This window comes from Mesonia sp. K7 (genome assembly GCF_003233725.1).
Taxonomy (GTDB): domain Bacteria; phylum Bacteroidota; class Bacteroidia; order Flavobacteriales; family Flavobacteriaceae; genus Mesonia.
Genome location: NZ_QKQV01000013.1, coordinates 63686 through 85053, shown reverse-complemented (window position 1 = coordinate 85053; position 21368 = coordinate 63686). Strand labels below are relative to the sequence as shown.

General features: G+C 37.5%; 17 protein-coding genes and 2 tRNA genes. 4 read left to right on the top strand and 15 right to left on the bottom strand.

The features are described from left to right. The first annotated feature begins 4 nt into the window (after nt 1-4). Nucleotides 5-742 (top strand): ABC transporter permease, encoded by a 738-nt coding sequence (locus DNG35_RS10010; RefSeq protein WP_111128686.1) that lies wholly within the window; start codon nt 5-7, stop codon nt 740-742. Continuing rightward, nucleotides 742-1506 (top strand): ABC transporter ATP-binding protein, encoded by a 765-nt coding sequence (locus DNG35_RS10005; RefSeq protein ID WP_111128684.1) that lies wholly within the window; start codon nt 742-744, stop codon nt 1504-1506. The genes DNG35_RS10010 and DNG35_RS10005 overlap by 1 nt, the downstream gene beginning before the upstream one ends. Here the strand turns inward: DNG35_RS10005 and DNG35_RS10000 are convergent. The 11 genes from DNG35_RS10000 to porU all read right to left on the bottom strand — a co-directional run bounded on the left by DNG35_RS10000 (nt 1503) and on the right by porU (nt 15521). Beyond that, nucleotides 1503-2942 (bottom strand): DUF389 domain-containing protein, encoded by a 1440-nt coding sequence (locus tag DNG35_RS10000; RefSeq protein ID WP_111128704.1) that lies wholly within the window; start codon nt 2940-2942, stop codon nt 1503-1505. The genes DNG35_RS10005 and DNG35_RS10000 overlap by 4 nt on opposite strands. Nucleotide 2943: 1 nt before the next feature. Beyond that, nucleotides 2944-4029: a mannose-1-phosphate guanylyltransferase gene (locus DNG35_RS09995; protein ID WP_233494482.1), complete on the bottom strand. Its 1086-nt coding sequence runs from the start codon at nt 4027-4029 to the stop codon at nt 2944-2946. A 23-nt stretch (nt 4030-4052) separates the two neighbouring features. Next, nucleotides 4053-4655, bottom strand: coding sequence for a SprT-like domain-containing protein (locus tag DNG35_RS09990; RefSeq protein ID WP_111128682.1), 603 nt, complete (start codon nt 4653-4655; stop codon nt 4053-4055). Then, a complete protein-coding gene (locus tag DNG35_RS09985; RefSeq protein WP_111128680.1) occupies nt 4656-5342 on the bottom strand; it encodes an SDR family oxidoreductase in 687 nt (228 codons plus the stop codon). Further along, nucleotides 5335-6258, bottom strand: coding sequence for a M20/M25/M40 family metallo-hydrolase (locus DNG35_RS09980; protein WP_111128678.1), 924 nt, complete (start codon nt 6256-6258; stop codon nt 5335-5337). Before DNG35_RS09980 ends, DNG35_RS09985 begins: the two co-directional genes overlap by 8 nt. Before the next feature lie 58 nt (nt 6259-6316). Then, the gene (locus DNG35_RS09975) at nt 6317-7966 is read right to left on the bottom strand and encodes a pyruvate dehydrogenase complex dihydrolipoamide acetyltransferase (protein ID WP_111128676.1); all 1650 of its coding nucleotides are present in this window, start codon (nt 7964-7966) and stop codon (nt 6317-6319) included. A gap of 6 nt (nt 7967-7972) precedes the next feature. After that, nucleotides 7973-8971, bottom strand: a complete 999-nt coding sequence (pdhA, locus tag DNG35_RS09970) for a pyruvate dehydrogenase (acetyl-transferring) E1 component subunit alpha (protein WP_111128674.1) — start codon at nt 8969-8971, stop codon at nt 7973-7975. 102 nt (nt 8972-9073) lie between these two features. Continuing rightward, nucleotides 9074-9556, bottom strand: coding sequence for a cytidine deaminase (cdd, locus tag DNG35_RS09965; RefSeq protein ID WP_111128672.1), 483 nt, complete (start codon nt 9554-9556; stop codon nt 9074-9076). A 12-nt stretch (nt 9557-9568) separates the two neighbouring features. Continuing rightward, nucleotides 9569-10372 (bottom strand): DUF4349 domain-containing protein, encoded by an 804-nt coding sequence (locus DNG35_RS09960; RefSeq protein WP_158524891.1) that lies wholly within the window; start codon nt 10370-10372, stop codon nt 9569-9571. A 131-nt stretch (nt 10373-10503) separates the two neighbouring features. Beyond that, nucleotides 10504-11670, bottom strand: a complete 1167-nt coding sequence (gene porV, locus DNG35_RS09955) for a type IX secretion system outer membrane channel protein PorV (protein WP_111128668.1) — start codon at nt 11668-11670, stop codon at nt 10504-10506. Nucleotides 11671-11711: 41 nt separating this feature from the next. Beyond that, the gene (porU, locus tag DNG35_RS09950) at nt 11712-15521 is read right to left on the bottom strand and encodes a type IX secretion system sortase PorU (protein ID WP_111128665.1); all 3810 of its coding nucleotides are present in this window, start codon (nt 15519-15521) and stop codon (nt 11712-11714) included. A 209-nt stretch (nt 15522-15730) separates the two neighbouring features. On the opposite strand from porU, the gene gldJ reads away from it, so the two are divergent. Then, nucleotides 15731-17389, top strand: coding sequence for a gliding motility lipoprotein GldJ (gene gldJ, locus DNG35_RS09945; protein ID WP_111128662.1), 1659 nt, complete (start codon nt 15731-15733; stop codon nt 17387-17389). A 69-nt stretch (nt 17390-17458) separates the two neighbouring features. Next, nucleotides 17459-18736, top strand: a complete 1278-nt coding sequence (gene murF / locus DNG35_RS09940; RefSeq protein ID WP_111128659.1) for a UDP-N-acetylmuramoyl-tripeptide--D-alanyl-D-alanine ligase — start codon at nt 17459-17461, stop codon at nt 18734-18736. Between the two features lie 178 nt (nt 18737-18914). Here murF and DNG35_RS09935 read toward each other — a convergent pair. The 4 genes from DNG35_RS09935 to DNG35_RS09920 all read right to left on the bottom strand — a co-directional run bounded on the left by DNG35_RS09935 (nt 18915) and on the right by DNG35_RS09920 (nt 21368). Continuing rightward, nucleotides 18915-18989: transfer RNA gene (locus DNG35_RS09935), tRNA-Val, on the bottom strand. A 200-nt stretch (nt 18990-19189) separates the two neighbouring features. Continuing rightward, a tRNA-Val gene (locus DNG35_RS09930) sits at nt 19190-19264 on the bottom strand. Nucleotides 19265-19331: 67 nt separating this feature from the next. Beyond that, nucleotides 19332-20549 (bottom strand): folylpolyglutamate synthase/dihydrofolate synthase family protein, encoded by a 1218-nt coding sequence (locus tag DNG35_RS09925; protein WP_111128657.1) that lies wholly within the window; start codon nt 20547-20549, stop codon nt 19332-19334. Next, nucleotides 20550-21368 (bottom strand): energy transducer TonB, encoded by an 819-nt coding sequence (locus tag DNG35_RS09920; protein ID WP_111128655.1) that lies wholly within the window; start codon nt 21366-21368, stop codon nt 20550-20552.

Here is a 21368-nt window from a genome sequence, read left to right as displayed (position 1 = left end):
TTGAATGCGATTTCTAACTGATATTGGGCAATATTTTATCATGCTGAAGAACATTTTTAAACGAATGACCAAAGCTTCAGTTCTCCGAAATCTCATCTTTAAGGAAGTAGATGATCTTATTATTAGCTCTTTAGGAATTGTTATTTTTCTATCTTTTTTTATTGGTGCGGTTATTACCATTCAAACGGCACTTAACCTCAACAACCCAATTATTCCTAAAAGTTTAATTGCTTTTACGGCGAGACAATCTATTATTTTGGAGTTTGCTCCTACCTTCATGTCGATTATCATCGCGGGAAAAGTAGGTTCGTTTATTACTTCGAGTATCGGTACGATGCGTGTGACCGAACAAATTGATGCGCTAGAAGTAATGGGTATAAATTCAATCAATTACTTGGTTTTCCCGAAAATTATCGCGATGCTTTTATATCCTTTTGTGATTTGTATCTCGATGTTTGTGGGTATAGCAGGTGCATATTTAGCAGGTGTGATGGGCGGTTATATTGGCCCCGAACAGTTCTTACAAGGTTTGCAAGACGATTTCATTCCTTTTCACTTGGTATACGCTTTTATAAAAACTATTTTCTTTTCGTTTATACTCGCAACGGTTCCTGCTTATCACGGTTATTACATGAAAGGCGGTGCACTTGAAGTGGGTCAAGCGAGTACGACTTCGTTTGTTTGGACAAGTGTGGTACTAATTATTACCAATTACATATTAACTCAATTACTTTTAAGCTAATGATAAAGGTTAATGATTTAAAGAAAAGTTTTAATGGTGAAGAAATCTTAAAAGGTTTAAACACTGAGTTTTACAATGGTAAAACCAATCTAATTATTGGTCAATCGGGTGCTGGAAAAACCGTTTTTCTAAAATGCCTTTTGGGTTTAATTATTCCTACCGAAGGAACGATAGAGTATAACGGAACCGCTTATTCTACTTTAGAGCCTGAACAACAACGTGAATTGCGAAAAAAAATGGGTATGGTTTTTCAAGGAAGTGCTTTGTTTGACTCTATGAACATTGAAGAAAATGTGATGTTTCCGTTAAGAATGTTTACCAAAAAAACAAAAGAAGAACGACTCAAACGCGTCAACGAAGTATTGGAAAGGGTGAACTTAGAAAATGTCAATAAAAAATTTCCTTCGGAAATTAGTGGAGGAATGCAAAAACGTGTTGCCATTGCACGCGCGATTGTGAACAAACCTAACTTCTTGTTTTGTGATGAGCCCAATTCGGGTCTCGACCCACAAACCGCCATTGTTATTGATAACTTGATTCAGGAAATCACCAAAGAAAATGACATTACTACAGTGATCAACACACACGACATGAACTCGGTCTTAGAAATTGGTGAAAACATTGTTTACCTAAAAAAAGGAAACATTGAGTGGCAAGGCAGCAAAGACGACATCTACAAAGCAGACAACAAAAACTTGACTGATTTTGTCTATTCTTCAGAGTTATTTAAAAAAGTAAGGGAAACGCAGCTTAAAGCAGATTAATTGCTATCTAATACTAAGGTATCTGCGTCTAACTTATATTTCAACCACTTGTTTAAACGGGCAGTCTGTTTGATTTTTTCGGCTTCAGAAATCGAGTCATTCCATTTTACCTGAAATTCTGGAATGGTGTCTATCGATTTATAATTGGAAACGATTTTCTGTGCAAAAGCAAAGCTTTCAATCTCTTCGTAGTTTATCTTTGCTTCTCTACTTATCGACTGAAAAGGAATCTCATTTTTCTTGTACACTTGTAATTTACCAAGTTCTTGCTCTAGAAATGCAATCTTTTCATCTTTGTTCAGCATCATAATGGAATCTCGTTGCTTTATTTCCCGCATGTACATCAATTGGTCATATGACTCTGTGTTTTCGTTCTGAAGAATTACCAACGAAGTGTTTTGCAAATTTGGATAGTTTTTCATCTTTTCCTTCCAAAGGTTAATGACCGAGTTAGGAATTTCTTTTCCGATAAAAGAAACTTCAATTTTAGGGTCGTTACCACCATTATAGGTGGTTATCAATGAATTTCTTTGGACATATGAATCTTTATAACTCACCAATTCGTTTTCATAAAACTTAACAGCATCTTGTTTAAAATAAGATTCTTTCAGCATATTATAAAACAACCAAATACTTGGCACCATCACAATAATCGCAATGGCAGAAGCAATTCTCGCAATCAACCTTCTTCGCTGCGAATTGGCATATTTCACTAAAGGAAAACGCAATAGCTTTGCGACCACAAAAGTAGAAAGTGCGATAAAAGTAGCATTAATTGAAAAGAGATAAAGTGCTCCTAAGGCATCGCTCCAGTCGCCACGAGCCAGCCCAAAACCTACGGTACATAGCGGAGGCATTAAAGCGGTCGCAATAGCAACCCCAAAAATCACACTGGCAATCGTTCCTTTTTTGGTTTTGGCAACAATCAATGCCAGACCACCAAAAATAGCTACTAAAACATCTAAAATCGTTGGATAAGTCCGCGCTTCGAGTTCTGCATTACTTCCCGTAAGGGGTGAGATTAAAAAATACAACCAAGCTGTACCTACACTTAATACCACCATAATACCGAGATTAATTAGAGATCGGCGAAGGGTATCAACATCATTAATCGCTACCGAAAGTCCCATTCCCACAATCGGCCCCATTAACGGAGAAATAAGCATCGCTCCTATCACCACCGCTGTACTGCTTACGTTAAGCCCAATAGACGCAACAAAAATCGAGAATATCAGAATCCAAGCATTATGTCCTTTAAAGGTAATGTCTTTTTTTACGGCTTCGATGGTAGAATCTCTATCGGTATCTTGACGAATATCTAAGAGTTCCAGCAAAAATTGTTTGATTTTCGCAAAAGCACCCCGAATTTCAGTAGTGCTCACTTTTTGGCTATCATTAGTATTTCCGATGGGTTTTTGTGAGTTATTTTCTTCCATATTATATGAGATGTTCCCCAAGCTCATCCTTCACCCTCTCACGAATTTCTTTGATGGCTTGCTCTTTATTTTTTGGCCCGATGTAAATCACATCTTCGTTCTCTATCACAATATACTCATTTAAATCTTTTAAAACTACAATTTTTTCTTTCGATGTTTTCACGAAGTTTTTACCTGAATTATCTGCAAGAAGTTGTGCATTTATAGCGACGTTTTCATTCTCGTCGTGTTGCATTTTGTCGTATAATGATGCCCAAGAACCCAAATCATTCCAGTCGAATTCTGCAGGAATCACACTTACTTCTTCTGCTTTTTCCATCACCCCATAATCTATCGAGATGTTTTCTGCATTTGCATAGTTTTCTTCTAAAAAGGCTCGTTCTTTAGATGAATTATAAACACCAATTCCTTTTTCGAACAAACTAAACATTTCTGGCAAATAGTTTTCGAAAGCCTTTACAATGGCTTTTACGCTCCAAACAAAAATACCGGCATTCCAAACGTAATCGCCCGAAGCGATAAACATTTGTGCCGTTTCATAATTCGGCTTTTCGGTGAAGTTGACCACTTTTTTTACTGAAGATTTTTCGTTTTCTTCAAACTGAATATAACCATAACCTGTATGCGGAAGCGTTGGTTGAATTCCAAGCGTCATCAACATGTTCTGATTTCGCTGGCAAGTATCAAAAGCATTTTGAAGGTTGTCAAGAAAAGCGTTTTCATCTTCAATCCAGTGATCACTTGGCGCTACGACCATTAAGCCTTCCGGATTTATTTTCTGAATCTTTAGCGCTGCCAATAAAATACAAGGCGCTGTATTTCGCATGGCAGGTTCCAAAACAATTTGATTTTCCTCAATTTCGGGCAACTGTTTTTTGGTTAAATCCAAATAGCGTTGATTGGTTAAAATAAGGATGTTTTCTGTAGGGATTTTCTTATTCAATCGGTCAAACGTCTTTTGAATAAGTGTTTTTCCGCTTCCAAGAATATCATGAAATTGTTTTGGATAATCTTGCCTGCTTTCTGGCCAAAGTCGCGAACCGACTCCTCCTGCCATAATCACCGCATAATAGTTTTTGCTCGACATAAAATTTTAAGGTTTTAATGGTTTTAAAAGGCTTCCTTTAACACCTCTACCAAAGCGTTAGGTTGAAAAACGTATAAGTTTCCCGTTTTCACTTCCATACATTCATAACGTTTAACACGTTTTTTGCCTTTCTTAAAAATCCTTCCGTTGGCGGTTTTAAACAAACTGCCTGTCGGAATCTCAAAGATATAATTTTTAAAATTGTCTTTGCTATAGTTTTTCAAGGCTACCGAAAGTTGTGCATCGGTATCACTACTTGCCGTTGGGTTTTTAAAATGATGGGCCACAACGGGTAACAAAGCCTGAGGAAACACATTTGGATTGATAAAAGGCAACATCAAACGCTGAAAGGTATATTTCCACTCCTTTCCGTGAGGTTTGATACGATTTCCAAACTTTTTAAACGCCACCAAATGGGCAATTTCGTGAACCAACGTGATGAGAAATTGGTATTTATTTAAACTTCCGTTAACGGAAATTTGATGTTGTTTACCAAATTTTCTATAATCGCCGTGTTTGGTATTGCGATGGTTCACAATCTTAAGGTAAACCTCATGTTCATTCATTAGGAACAAGGCATTTTCTACCGCATGTTCAGGAATATATTTGACTAAAGTAGTTTCCATTTAAGGTGTAGAATTGGAAACTTGTAAGACTTTTCCGTTGTAATATTGTTGTCCGTTTAGTGAAAAATCATAAATATAGTTTGCCATTTCTTCAGCAGAAATATGAGCTTGATAACCCGGAAAAGCTTCTTCGAGCATTTCGGTTTGTACTGCTCCCAAAGCCAAACAATTAAAAACAGGGCCGGCTTCTTTATACTCTTCGGCTAACATTTCAGTGAGATTAATCAACGCTGCTTTACTCGAACTGTAAGCCGACAAACCCGCAAATTTAACACTGCCTTGAATACCGCCAATACTCGATATCGAAACCACATGACTTTCTTTTTTCATATATTTCACCAAAGTTTGTATGGTTTTAAAAACCCCAAAAACATTGGTTTGGTAAACTTCGATCAGTTCACTTTGTTGGATTTCTGTAAACGGCTTATTCACCAATTTACCTGCATTATTGATAAGGATATCTACTTCTCCGCCCCAATGGTTTTGCACAAATTCTTCTAATCGTTGGTAAGCATTTTCTTTTCCTAAGTCAAAACAAAACGTAGAAACATTAGCCAAAGCCAAGTTTTTACAAACGCTTTCATTGCGTGATAGTGCTAAGACCTCAAAACCATTTTGAGCAAATTTTTTGACGAGTGCAAGACCAATTCCTCGGCTTGTTCCTGTAATAACAACTTTTTTACTCATTTAGTTGGATACTATTTTCTGGTTCGTTTACCATTTTTTCAATACCTGTAGCAATTTCAGAAATCAGACTTTGCATGTGTTGGATATCCATCAGTTCAAACTCATCGTCGACGTGATGATAATACGGATAATTAGAAAAATCGAAAGTGCAAAGGGTCTGTGCAGGAATATTCATTTCTTGATAAAATGGGTAGTTATCACTACGCATAAAAAGCTGGTATTCTGCTGCTTTTTCGAAATAGCCGAAAGTATTTTTTCGGGTAAAATTATTGAAACGCTCCGCCATATTAGACTTGTCAAAACCTGTGAGGTAAGCAGAATAAGGCTGACTTTCTAAAGGAACACCAACCATTTCGATATTGAGCAGCGTATAAATATTTTGCTTTTCGGCACTCATACGCTTTGCCAAATGCTTTGAGCCAATCAACCCCATTTCTTCAGCAGAAAACAAGACAAACAAGATACTTCTTTTGGTTTTCTTTTTCGCAAAGTATTTTGCCAATTCCACCACAGAAACTGTTCCCGAAGCATTATCGTTGGCGCCATTGGCAATTTTATCTTCACCTTCTTCTTGCACACCAATATGGTCGTAATGTGCTCCGATAATGATCAGATCATCTTTGAGGTTTTCATCTATTCCTTCTTTGTATGCGATCAGGTTGTAACCGATAAGGCCTGGTGAAACCTGAAAACTGTCACGGTAGGTTTCGTAAAAAGGTTTTAATCCGTTCTCACGGAATATTTTCTCGATATAAACAGCTGATTTTTCAATTCCTGGTGTGCCTGTATTTCTTCCTTCATGAGCATCTGAAGCTAAGGTAGAAAGGTGGTTCGCAATAGATTGCTCAGAAATCTCATAAGAACTGGAGCAGCTGAAAAAAATCAGCGAAAGCGAAATAAAAAGTAGTTTTCTCATCATTTTTAAATATAAAAAATCCCGCTATAAAAGCGGGAAATTTGATAGAATTTATTTTTTAAACCAGCATCGAAACCGGATTTTCTAAATACGTTTTAAAAGTCTGTAAATACTCTGCACCAGTAGCACCATCAACGGTTCTGTGGTCACAAGCCATTGTAACTTTCATGGTGTTACCTACAACCACTTGTCCATTTTTTACCACTGGTTTTTCTACAATCGCACCAATCGATAAAATCGCCGAATTTGGCTGATTGATGATACTTGTAAATTCTTGAATGCCAAACGCACCAAGGTTAGATACGGTAAAGGTACTGCCTTGCATTTCGTCTACACCCAATTTTTTATCGCGTGCTTTTCCTGCCATTTCTTTTACTTTGGCATTGATGACCGAAAGTGGCATTTGGTCTGCAAATTTTAATACAGGAACCACCAAACCATAATCGGTAGCTACCGCAACACCCATATGAATATGCTTGGCAAACTTAATTTTATCGTCTGCCCACTGCGAATTGACCGCTGGATGCTTTCGCAACGCCATTGCACTTGCTTTAACAATAAAATCGTTGAAAGATACCTTGATGCCCATTTGCGCATTGATCTGCTTACGGGTTTCAATCAAATTATCCATATCCAATTCGATAGTCAGGTAATAATGCGGCGCCGAGAATTTAGATTCGCTCAAACGCTTGGCAATGGTTTTTCTCACTTGCGAGTTGTTCACCTCTTCAAAAGCTTCTTCACCAACAGGTGTATAACTTGAGCTTGGCTGTGAGGCTTCTTTCGCTGTAGTCGATTTTTGTTCTGCTTTAGCGGAAGGCTTAAAGTTTTCGATGTCTTTTTTAATGATACGACCGTTGTCGCCAGAGCCTTCCACCTCTGATAAATCGATGCCCTTTTCCTCGGCCATTTTCTTGGCTAATGGCGAAGCAAAAATTCTACCGCCGTCTTTTCTAGTAGATTTTTTTTCTGTTGAAGAAGTGTCTTTACTTTTTGCTTCTTCGGGCTTTTCTTCAGCATCTTCATCAGATGGCTTTTTCTTTGCCTTGGTTTTTCCGCTTCCTTTTATGATAGCGCTCACATCGGTTCCTTCCGGACCAATAATAGCTAAAAGCGCATCTACTTTAGTAGTTTCGCCTTCTTGAACCCCAATGTGTAAAAGTGTTCCTGCATAGAACGACTCAAATTCCATGGTCGCTTTATCGGTTTCGATTTCAGCTAAAATATCACCTTCTTCTACTTCATCACCGACACTTTTCAACCAGCTTGCGACTGTTCCTTCTTCCATGGTATCGCTTAAACGTGGCATATTGATAACTTCTACCCCTTCAGGGATTTCTTCTGAAGTATCTCCCTCTTCTTCTGTAGAAGTATCGTCTTTATCAGAGCTTTCTTTTTTTGAAGATTTCTCTTCTTTTTCTGATTTCTTGCTTTTAGACTTCCCTTCAATCAAATCAGAAACATCTTCTCCTTCTTCACCTATAATCGCCAAAAGCGCATCGACTGGTGCGGTTTGCCCTTCTTCGATACCAATGTGCAAAAGTGTCCCCGAATGGAAGGATTCAAATTCCATAGTAGCCTTGTCGGTTTCGATTTCGGCTAAAATATCGCCTTCTTCTACTTGATCTCCTACTTTTTTTAGCCAAGTTGCAACGGTACCTTCTTCCATGGTGTCGCTCAAACGCGGCATATTGATTACTTCAGCCATAGGTTTTTATAATTTATGTTTTAAGAAAGGGTAATCTTCTTGTTCGTAAACGCTATCGTACATCACATTTTTTTCAGGATAATCAGACGCTTCGGCAAACTTTTCGCACTCGCTCACCAAGTCTTTTACGCGTTTATCTATTTTTTTGATCTCTTCGTCGGTCGCCCATTTATTCTCTTTTATTTTATCTAAAACCTGAATAATTGGATCTATTTTTTGGTATTCTTTTACCTCTTCTTTTGTTCTGTATTTTTGAGCATCACTCATCGAATGCCCTCGGTAACGGTAAGTTTTTAGATCTAAAAATGTTGGGCCGTTTCCTTTTCTCGCTCTTTCAATAGCTTCATCCATAGCTTCGGCTACTTTTTCTGGGTTCATCGCATCGACAGGACCACAAGGCATTTCGTAACCTAAACCTAATTTCCAGATATCGTCGTGATTGGCGGTTCTTGCCAGTGAAGTACCCATCGCATAACCGTTATTCTCGACACAGAAAACCACTGGTAATTTCCATGTCATTGCCATATTAAAAGTCTCGTGCAAGGTCCCTTGTCTTGCCGCTCCATCGCCAAAAAAGCAAAGCGTCACATTATCTCTTTTAAAGTATTTATCACCAAAAGCAATTCCTGCACCTAAAGGTATTTGACCTCCTACAATTCCGTGACCTCCATAAAAACGGTGTTCTTTAGAGAAAATGTGCATCGAACCCCCAAGACCTTTTGAAGTTCCGGTTGCTTTACCGTACAATTCTGCCATCACTCGTTTGGGGTCTTCACCCATTCCGATAGGTTGAACGTGGTTTCTGTAGGCTGTAATCATGCGGTCTTTTTTCAAGTCCATCGCATGTAAAGCTCCTGCCAAAATCGCCTCTTGACCGTTGTAAAGGTGTAAAAACCCGCGGACTTTTTGTTGTATGTACACTTGTGCCAGCTTGTCTTCAAACTTACGCCAGAACAACATATCTTCGTACCACTTGATGTACGTTTCTTTGGTAATCTTCTTCATGAAAATATTTATTAACCGCTATGCGTTTTAAAAAATGTGAACACAAAAATAACATATTCGGCAAGAAGGAAAAAATCTTTACACGCTTTCATTTTTAAAATTTTACAAAAAAGAACCGTCAAAAGCCAAAGGCAACAAATCTGAAAGGGAGTTTACCGCCATGATTTTCCCTTTTTCTCCTGCAAAATAAATTTTGATAGGTTGTTTTTGCCGGACTTCATATTCTGCAATTGCCTGTCGACAAGCTCCACAAGGTGGCGTTGGGTTTTCTATGCTTTTCTGATTGGATTTTACACTGATGAAAATACTTTTGATTTTTTGATTTGGGTATTGCGAACCTGCATAATAAATGGCCGTACGCTCAGCACATGATCCCGAAGGAAATGCGGCGTTTTCTTGATTACTTCCTGTGACAACAACCTTATTTTCCAACAAAATCGCTGCGCCTACTAAAAAATTGGAATACGGCGCATAAGCATTGTCTCGGGTTGTGATAGCTTTCTGACGCAAGTCTTGAATTTCCAGCGGAAGTTCTTTGGCATCATCATAAACTTGGTAGGAAAATGAAATTTTTTCTTCTTTCATAAATTTAAAGCATCATTTTTTTCTTCTTCTAACAAATCTTATTCCTATAAAAATAAGGATTCCTAATAAGATAAAAGGCCATAAATTGATAAGAAACACAAAAAACCAAATAAGGTTATTCCAACCATTTTTAAAGCCGTTTTTAAACTTATCACCAAATTCTGTATGTCTGGCTATGTTTTCGTAAAAAGTAATACTTAAAGTAGAATAACTCACCTGATTTTCCAGCAACCTCAGCCTGCCCTCTATCGATTCTATTTCTGAGCGTAATTGTGCTATTTGCCGTTCAATCTCAAGGATTTCGGTCATGGTTTTGGTTTGCTTGAGCAGCTCTAAATAGCGGGTTTCGAGTTCTTTTTTGGTTTTAAGTCGAGCCTGAACATCTACAAATTGCTCGGTGACATCCCGCACATTTATTTGTTTGTTATCAAAATGAACAACTCCTTGGGTCGCTTCCGCAAGAAAACTGTCAAACTTATCTGAAGGTATTCTTACGGTAATGGTTTGGCTCTTTTTTTCAGGAAATTTATAGGCTTGGTCTGAAGAAACATAAGCTTGGTACTTGTTAACCGCCTGTAAAATATTTTGTCTTGTCGTCTGTAAATGGTCTGTTCTAAACTCAACATAACCTTCTTTAATGAGTTTTCGCTCGGTTACCTCTATTGCTTGTGGTGACTGCGACTCTCCAACTACATCGGCATCGGCTGCTGCCATTTCTGCTTCTGCAAGATTATAATCTGAGGCATTATCACCTTGATTACAACTTAAAAAGACGCACAAAAGTAGTAGTAAAAAAATGTTTCTTTCTTTTTTCATAACAAAGAGCATTGGTATTTCTTACGCCTAATGTACTTAAAATTTCGCTTTAAGCGGATTTACTACTGTGATAAAAACAAAAAAGCCGGAAACAGTTCCAGCTTTTTGAAGTTGTATTTTAGAGGATAAGTCTAGTATTCGATATAGTTTTCTCCAAATTTGAACGAAATACTAAACCTTAAAGTTCCTTCTAAAGGATTGGCTACTGCTTTTGAAGTCGAAAACAAGTAAGACACGTCTATTTGAGCCACCGAATACCTAAACCCAGCGCCCAACGTTAAGAATTTTCTAAAACCTTTTTCTTGACTTTCGTTGAAATACCCCAAACGAAAAGCAAAACTGTCTTCGTACCAATATTCTGCACCCAAAGCCCAAGTAAACTCCTTTAACTCTTCGCTAAAACCATCTGGAGCATCATTCCAAGAGGAAAAAATAGCACCGAATGAGCTTTCGTTATACCAATCATCTTCTTGATTGATTAAATTATCATCGTTACTATCGCTAGGTGTCGGAACGAGTAATTTATTTACTTCACCATAAGTTCCTATTTTATTAGAACCGTCTAAAATAAAATCGAAACCAGCTCCCGCTTTAAAATTGGTAGGGATAAAGTTTTCTGAACCTGCATCGTCGTATTTTATTTTCGGACCAATATTAGAAATATTGATTCCTCCTCGCCATCTACCGTTAAAATTGTCGTACGCTATTTCTTCACTTTGATAAAACGAAGAAATATCAACCCCAAAAGTATTTGCAGCACTTGCATCGCCATTGATACCAGGTATTCTTAAATCTGAACGAATATAACGACCCGTAACAGCCATCGAAATCTGCTCTCCTAAACGTAAAGCATAAGTTAAATCTAGTGCTAATTCGTTAGGTTCTACAACATTTGGCGTTTGATCTGGTGTTTCTCTAAGCTCAATTTCACCTTGACCAAAATAACGTAAGCTTCCTGCTACTGCACTTCGGTCACTAAAGCGATTGTAATAAGAAAGCACACCCAAATTGATATCGGCTACCAATTCACGCAAGTAAGGCACATAAGAAAACCCAACACCTTGTGCGTCTTCGGCAAAAACATATTTTGCCGGGTTCCATTGTTGCGCAAACGCATCGACAGAAGTGGCGACACCCTGATCTCCCATACCAGATGCTCTTGCATCACCTGAAATTAATAAAAAAGGAACAGAAGTGGTAACCACTCTGTCTTGTATCGTCGGTTCTTCTGTATCTTGAGCAAAAACACTCTGATTTATTAATAAAATTCCTAACAAAAGGAGGCTAATCTTCTTCATATTATCTAAAAATGTTTGACAAATATATAGTTTTATTCGAATTACAAGATGACAAGCTTTTCAAATTTCTCGACTTTCTTATTGGTTAAGGTTGATTTTACGGTGAGTTTATACACATACACCCCTTTTCCGATCTTATCCCCAAAATCGTCTTTCCCGTCCCAGGTAATTTCTCTTGAGAGAAAACCATCGGTATTGATGATCTGATTTTTGGTCCATACTATTTTTCCGGAAACGGTAAATACTTGCACTTGTACTTCTAAAGGCTCGAAAGGTCTATTATGACTGAACCAAAATTCGGTATAGTTTAAAAACGGATTGGGATAGTTTAAAACCTTTGTGATTTTAAGTTTATCGTCACCCGCAACAATAAATTGAATTTCGGCGATACTGGAGTTGTTATAGACATCCCAAGCTTTAAAAGAGAGGGTATGCAAACCTTCTTCTAGATCCCTAAACTTAAAATTAACAAGCCCGCGCGTATAGTCGTCGAGTTCGGTTTCGTAAAAATCGTTCACCACATACGGATTGGTTTCATCACCGTCTAAAATAGCCACTAAATCATGCCCTATTCCGCTGGCGGTATTGATACCGTTTTCATCGTAAAGCTTAGCGATAAGAATAGGCGAATCATTGGTTATGCCACCAGAGATAAAACTCTCGTCATTCATAAACAATTCTATTTGTGGGCCTTGATTGTCTTCGGGTGCGTTTTCGTTAAGACCACCTACCAGAACATCATTATTGTAACCTTTTTGATCTTCTAGCTCACCGTTTCGTTCCGAATAAAAAGAGATACGACCATTACCAACAGCTAAATCGATATCTTTTGGTGCTACAAACTCAAAAGAAAACAGTCCATTGGTTACCGATGCCTTTCCTCTAAAAATGATTTCACCCAGTGTTGTAAAATTAAACACCCCATTGTCATTATTGTCATTATTTAAAGTAACCCTATCAATACGTTTATCATAAATGGTGGTAGAAAGTTCACCGTCATAATTGTTGATTATAGCTCCTGAAGCATTCACCACTTGCCCAGCAATCTTTACTTTCCCAAGTGCTTTAATGGTATCCATACTTTGGGTTATCGGAATATCATTTACGGCAGTAAGCACCACTTGGGGTTTTGGGAGTTGTAATTTCATGGCGGGGTCACCAAGATAAGCTATCGCTCTTTTATCAGAACCAGAAATCATATTTTTAGCTTTTCTCACCGCTTCTGCAACTGCATCATCAGTACCTGCATAATTAAACAAAAATGGAGCAAATTGTTCATTAAAATCTACTCCTGTAGAAACAAAAATTGCTCTTGTAGTAGTCACCATAGCTACCGAACCACTTTTTTCTTTTAGTAAATTAACTTCTCCTGGCGTAACGAGTAAAGGATTATCAAACCTTGCCAAATCACAAGTAATAGTTACAAAAACATTATAACGATCTTCATTATTCCAACTTTCAATGCTTTCTTCGGTCACCAAACGTTCTTGTGCCAAACCATTGATACCACCATGACCAAAATAATTGATAACAGTTGCCCCAACTTCTATGGCAGAATTTAAATCATCATTAAGTTTTGGATATCTTTCTCCTCCAGATTCTGAAACCTGTTGATAAGCATCGCTATGTAGCTTAATGACATTTACAAATGGTTTATTAGCAGAAATATCATCACCAACTGCATCTAAATCTACCTGTAGAAAATGGTCACTATCAGAATCAGCGTCATCTGAAAACAGTACAAAATTATTACGCCACCTACCGTAAGATTTTTTGCCTTCATAATCAATAATTTTGTCAACTTGAATTTTTGCTTCCGATATGTTTTTTGCAATAATTCTACCTACTGCTATATCCATAAGTTGACTTCCCCCCATAATGCCTTCGTTAGCGTCCATCATTCCATAAAAATCGTCAGTAGAAGTTGAAAAAGGTAACGTAGTATAACTTTCTAATCTTTCGAAAACAGGTACAATATTACTATTGTTCTGCAATCTATCTTTATAATCTACTGAACCATCTCCGATAATCCCAACATATTTAATTCTGTTCTCTAGTGTTGAGGCATTATCATAAACATATTTTATAAAGTTTCTAATCGCTCCTACATCTTGCTTACCTGAATTGAATTCTGTGTAAACATCTTCTATATCGACCACTTTTACGCGCAAACCATCGTTGGTTCTTCTAAAACCTGCTAGTCGTTGTGCTTGAGACATCAACTCATTATTGGTGAAAATGAGGTAATCTACATCTTGAAAATTGCCTTGAGCATCCTTAAACACATTCCCTTTAAGGTTTTGGTTATCTACATTAGGATTCCCGTCTATTAAAGGCACATAAAAATCTGTTTCTGCAATCGCTATATATTTACGCTGCTGCCCAAGATTGGCTTTAAAATTAAAATTGGAAACACCATTGGTATTTAAACTTCTAATATTTTGTCGGTTCGTAATGTCCCAAATTTGAGAAATATTATTAGATATCTGCAAATTATATTGGGCAATGCCTGTGGATGTTGCTGCATCTATAAAGGTAAATTCTTCTTGTTGATTTGAAAAATTGAGTTGTCGCTTTGCTAAAATTCTCAAATGATCTAAGTAACCAACACTAGCAGGGTTTCCATTATTATTAAATGTGATCTTTATCTCAACCCCATCAGAAGAAATGTTTTGTTGGAAATTTATCTGACCTTCCCTAGCATAATCATAATCTCCACTTATAGCTGACAAACCAATATTTTGCCCTTGTTGGTCATTTACACTTATACCTACACTTGTTGCTGATTCTGATACTGCGACAAAAGCACCTCGAACAGTTACTGGTTCTGAACCCACAATATTATTAAACGTAAAATCAAAAGTTTGCTCATTATTTACTGCAAAAGTTTCTCCCACCCATTTTCGACCTACTTTAGCAATACTGGTCTCATCCACTTCATGGAACTGTTCATCATCGAAAGTTGAAATCGTTATTGTTGGTGCACTTGTTGGCTCTATATAATGATCAACTCTTAAGCCAAAACTCCCACCATAAGTGATGTAATAATAAGACCTATCAGCATACAAATTTTGTGTTGTAAAATTTTCTGGACTCCAAGTATCGTGAACCGCTTTTCCGTAAAACAATATATAGTCCGAACCGTCAAATGAACCGTCATTTTCACCAACTACCTGTATGGAGGTTTCTGGGATATCATAATGTTGGTTATCTCCGTTTAATAGAGGAAGCATTTCGCCACCGTGACCATAAATTTTTAGGGTTCGCGGGTCAATATCATTTACATTGAAACCTAAAGAATTTAAAAAGCTTCTCGATATTTTATAAACTCCGGATTTAGGCACATAGAACCGCGCCCAATTGCCTGAGGCCAACACCGAGTTTTGCATTGGAGGGTTTGAGCTAAAAGTTGTTCGACTGACTGTCTTATTATAATTAACGGTAAATGATTTGACTTTTCTTACCATACCATTTTGCCTTACAAAAGGTTGTAGTGACAACACAAAGTAGCTTGTCTCTCTAGCAAAAGACTGGCTTAAAGTTAGCTCTGGCTGAGCAGGCAATTCATCGACGTTAATTTTCGCTAAATCTTTTTGGGTTACTGCGGTATAAGTTACATGGGCTAGATTGTAATTACCCACATACCCACTTTCTTGCCACTGCTGATGATAGGTCACTTCTTTAGCAATAGGATTCTCCGTGAAAAGCAAAGCATTAAACGCTTTCGCTGGAGTGTTTCTTTCTGCAGTAGAATTCTTTTTAACTTCTTCTTCCCAAATAATCTCAAAAGATTTTTGTTGAGCAAAAGCAGAAATCCCTGTAAAAAGAAAAAGTAAAAATAGTAGTCTCATCAATGTAGATAACGTAAAATAAAAATATGTAGTATAAAAAATTTTCGCAAAAATAATTATTTACACTTACGGTATACTATTATTTACTTATTTTCGTTTTTACAATTACCAGACAAACAAAATATTTTGGTATTTTTTCAAAAGAAACTTGTTAATTTAGCGTTAATTGTTATATTGCAACCCCAAAATATTTACAAACTTACTGTGATATGAAATTGAACATTGTTTTTAAAACCCTTTTATTTGTTGCTGTTACAGCTGCTTTTACCTCATGCAACAAGTCTAACGACTATAAAGATAATTCCAGAGCAACCGGTTGGAGACTTGACGGAAAAAACGGAAACCCAAAATATCAAACCGATTATGACGAACAGCAGACTGGTCCTGGTTTAGTTTTTATTGAAGGTGGAACATTTACCATGGGAAAAGTTCAAGACGATGTCATGCACGATTGGAACAACACCCCAACACAACAGCATGTTCAATCTTTCTATATGGATGAAACAGAAGTAACCAATCGTATGTACCTACAATATTTAGATTGGTTAAAATACACTTTCCCTCCAACAGAAGAAAAGTACAGAAATATATACTACGGAGCGCTTCCAGACACATTAGTATGGCGAAACAGATTAGGTTACAACGAGACGATGACCAATAACTATTTACGTCATCCTGCATACCAAAACTATCCTGTGGTTGGTGTAAACTGGATTCAAGCATCTGAGTTTGCAAAATGGAGAACTGATCGTGTAAACGAACTAATCATGGAAGAAGAAGGTTACACAACAAAAGGAGCAAGACTTCAAGCAGATGCCAATACAACTTTTAATACAGAAACCTACATCAACTCACCTACTAGTGTTTATGGTGGAAATGACTCTTTAACAAGAGGTAGAAATGCAGACAGACTTCAACAAGTGATAAAAGGTGATACTGTTCATAAATATGTACAAAGAAAGGATGGTGTTTTACTACCAGAATATAGACTTCCAACCGAAGCTGAATGGGAGTATGCTGCTTTAGGCATGTCAAGTGTTAGAGAATACAACAAGTATAGAGGGAGAAAAAAATATCCTTGGGATGGTCAATACACTAGAAGCGGTAAAAGAAGAGTAAGAGGTGATCAATTAGCCAACTTTAAACAAGGTGATGGTGATTATGGTGGTATCGCTGGTTGGTCTGATGACGGCGCCGATATTACTGCAGAAATCAAGTCTTATGAGCCTAACGATTACGGTTTATATGATATGGCTGGTAATGTAGCTGAATGGGTTGCCGATGTGTACAGACCTATTATCGACGAAGGGTTTAATGATTTCAATTACTACCGTGGTAATGTATACACTAAAAACGCCATCAACGAAGACGGTACCGTACAAATTGTAACAGCAGATAGTGTTGTCTATGACACCCTAAGTAACGGATCTATCGTTGCAAGAGCTTTACCTGGTGAGATTGCACAAGTTCCCGTCACTACAGAAGACACTTATTTAAGAACTCAATTTACCGAAAGCGACAATAGAGATTTCCGTGACGGTGATAAACAATCTACAAGATATTTTGGAGAGGGACGTTCTGATAGAATGTACAACTCACCTCAACATAATGTAAGTGTGGCCAAAGACAGTTTAGGAAACGTAACTGGTCTTGACCGTCAATACGACACCAACTCTAACAGAACTACTTTAATCGACAGTGAAGTTAGAGTATATAAAGGAGGTTCATGGAGAGATCAAGCTTACTGGTTAGACCCAGCACAAAGACGCTATTTCCCTCAAGATATGGCCACAGACTATATCGGGTTTAGAAACGCCATGTCACGTGTAGGATCAAAATCCAAAAAAGGAAAAAGAGCAAGAGATTAATTCATATCTATTGTAAAACATACACAAAAAACCCTTTTCTTTACGGAAAGGGTTTTTTATTTTTCGACTATGAATATTTCACAGTTACACCAACTATTTTTAGAAACTTCTGGTATCTCTACAGACACCAGAAAAATAGAGCAAGACGCTTTATTTGTTGCTTTAAAGGGAGATCATTTCAATGGAAATAAGTTCGCTCAAGAAGCACTAGGCAAAGGCGCCAAATATGTGCTTATTGATGAAAAGGAGTTTGAAATTTCCGACAAAACCATTCTAGTAGAGGATTGTTTAAGAGCATTACAAACCTTAGCAAATTTTCATCGAAAGCATCTCCATATTCCCATCATTGCGCTTACAGGAAGTAACGGAAAAACCACGACCAAAGAACTTATTGCCCAAGTTTTAAGAACAAAATATAAGGTCGTTGCCACCAAAGGTAACCTCAACAATCATATTGGTGTTCCATTAACGCTTTTATCAATGGATGAAACCACAGAAATAGGCGTGGTAGAAATGGGCGCCAATCACCTAAAAGAAATAGAACTTTTAGCCTCTATCGCAGAACCCAATTATGGTTACATCACCAATTTTGGGAAAGCACACCTCGAAGGCTTTGGCGGAATCGAAGGTGTCATCAAAGGAAAATCTGAACTTTACCAGCACCTTATCACTAGAAATCAAACGATCTTTGTCAATACCGATGATGCACTACAAGTTAGACAATCTGTTAAAGCGGAAAATAAAATCACTTTTGGAAGTCAAGAAAATACTGATTATAAGATTCAAATCTTAACCCATCAAAGTAACGCAAGTATTCAGTATAAAGAAACGGTTATAAGCTCAAACCTCATAGGCGATTACAATGCTAAAAACATGGGTGTCTCCACAGCTGTTGGTTTACATTTTGGAATTCCAATCGAATACACAAAACAAGCGATTGAAAATTATATCCCAGAAAATAATCGCTCACAAATGATTGAGAAAAACACTAACCAAATCATTTTAGATGCTTACAATGCCAACCCAACAAGTATGGAGTTGGCGTTGAATAATTTCCTAAGAGAAAATCAAAACATTAAGGTTGTTATCCTAGGTGATATGTTTGAAGTTGGTGAAACCAGCCTCGAAGAACATCAACATATTGTCGATATGATAGAGAAAAGTGAACTGAAAGCTGCCTTTGTTTGTGGTGAAAGTTTCTATAAAACCTCAACCCAAAAGGTAATCAAGAAAAAAAACTATAACGATTTAAGAGATGAAATCGAAAAACAATTATTTCAAAACAATACTATTCTGATAAAAGGTTCGCGCGGCATGCGACTGGAAAGGATACTTGAAGTATTATAATAGCTTTCTTTTTATTTAATGAGATGAAGAGAAAAAAGCTCGCCTTTGTTTTCTTTCCTGAAAACTTCGGCAGGTGAATGTGGGCTTGCGCACCGAAGCTATTTTAAATCCTAACCACAAGTATCAAAGAAAAAAGCTCGCCTTCGTTTTATTTAATGAAAACTTCGGCGAGCGAAGGTGGGCTATACTGGATTCGAACCAGTGACTTCCACGTTGTCGACGTGACACTCTGAACCAACTGAGTTAATAGCCCGGTTATTTTTATCTAAAGCTAAGCTTTTTGATTCTAAAACGCCAGGGATTTCATTTCCCTACTGCGAAACCACTTCTGCATATATAATCCCGAATTGCTAACGCAATTCTTGTTTTTTGTTAAAAAAGTTTTTAGCACGCTGTGCTACACTTTTTAAAACAAAAATCCCGATTTATACTAAATCGGGATTCTACTTGATGTGGGCGCGAAGGGATTCGAACCCCTGACCCCTTGGGTGTAAACCAAGTGCTCTGAACCAACTGAGCTACGCGCCCTTATTGCTGTAATGCGGATGCAAATATAAACCATTTTTCACTTGTTGCAAGAAAAAAATTAATTTTTTTAAATTATTTCTGCCACTGTAAAAGTGCTTCCCCCAATAAAAATAATATCTTTTTCCTGCGCTTGGTTTTTAGCCTCCAAAAGTGCCTCATTTACAGAACTATAGACACTCCCTTTCAGTCCATATACTAAAGCCTTGTCTTGCAAAATTACTTCGGATAAACCTCTCGGAATATGAGGTCGGCAAAAATAGTATTGAGCATCACTAGGAAACAAAGGTAAAATAATATCTAAATCTTTATCATTTACAACACCAAGCACGATATGTAAACGCTCCTTTTTTAAAGAACTTAATTGTTCGATAACCAATTTCAAACCCTCTCTATTATGCGCAGTATCCGTTATAGTTAGTGGTCTTTCACCGAGAACATCCCATCTTCCTCGTAAACCTGTGTTTTTTATTGTTTTTTGAATTCCGTTTTGAATGCTCTCTTCTGAAATAACCCAATTATTGGTTTTTAAAACTTCTATAGTGGTTAAAACGGTCTTTATATTTTTCTTTTGATAACTTCCTTTGAGATCAGACGGATAATCTTTAAACGTGTTTTTTTCGGCAAAATAAATCGGAGCTTCTTTTAATTTCGTCTTAGCGAGAAATACTTTTTTGGTTTCTACATGGCTTTCGCCAATCACCACTGGAACATCTTTTTTAATAATACCCGCTTTTTCTGTAGCAATAGAAGCATAAGTATCTCCGAGAAACTGCGTGTGATCAAAACCAATATTGGTAATTACCGAAACTTCTGGAGTAACGATATTAGTCGAATCCAACCTTCCGCCAAGCCCGACTTCAATGACGGCTATATCAACTTTTTCTTGGGCAAAATAATCAAATGCCATCCCAACGGTCATTTCAAAAAAAGAGAGTTTTTCCTTTTCGAGGAAATCCTTATGCTTTTCGATAAAAGTAACCACATTGCTTTCGCGAATTTCCTTTCCGTTGATTTTAATACGTTCGGTAAAACTCTTGAGATGCGGCGAAGTATATAAACCGACTTTATACCCCGCTTCTTGTAAAATAGAAGCCAACATATGACTTGTAGAGCCCTTTCCGTTGGTTCCCGCTACATGAATGGATTTAAAGCGCTGCTCTGGATAATCCAAAACTTTACTAAAAGCTAGAATATTGGTGAGGTCTTTTTTGTAAGCCGATTGCCCGTCACGCTGAAACATAGGTAACTGGTTAAACATCCAGTTGACAGTTTCTTGGTAGTTCATTTAATCTGAAAGTTTAAACTCGTAAACGATATAACCGGTTTGTTTTACAGGCGCATTGGCATCACTATTGAAACGTGTGGCTAAAGCAGCCCTCTTGGCCGGATCGGTCAAACAAGAAGCGGTATTGGTCGTGCCTTTGGCACCTGGAGTTGCGCTAATCACTCTTCCTTGTTGGTTGACTTCAATCTTTACCACGACTACACCCGATTCGTTACAGTCTTGCACAAACTTTTCTTTGTTCAAGGCTTTTCTTCCGCCCAGACGGTAATTACCATCACCATCAAGACCTTTACCTTGTCCGTAATAGGATTTTGCGTTGGGATCACCGTTTGGGTCACCCTTGTCACCTGCTTGGTTATCGTTTCCTTCTCCCCCATCAGCTTTACCATCATTTTTTGGTCCGTTCAAAATGCTATTTAATGCATCTGAAGTAGATTTATCTGGCTTAGGGTCGGGTTTGGCAACTTCTTTTGGTTTTTCTTTTACGGGCTCTTTGGTTTCCGTTTTTTTCTTTTCCTCCTTTTTTTCAATCACAGGAGCGTCTTCGGTATCTTGCGAAATCACTTCTTCAGTCTGATCAACTTGTTGGGTTGGTGTTTCAGGCGAAGTTTCTTGTTTAGGTGCCGTTTTGATTTCTTCTATAGGTTGGGTTTCTCCCATTCCGACATCTGTCGTTCCAAAATTAACGGCAATACCATCTTCTGGTGGTGGATCTAAATAGGTAAAACCAAACAGCAACAACAATATTACAATCACTACACTAAGTATGGTAGTAATCACTGCTGATTTACGTTCGTGCTTGGTTTTTAAAAAACTCAT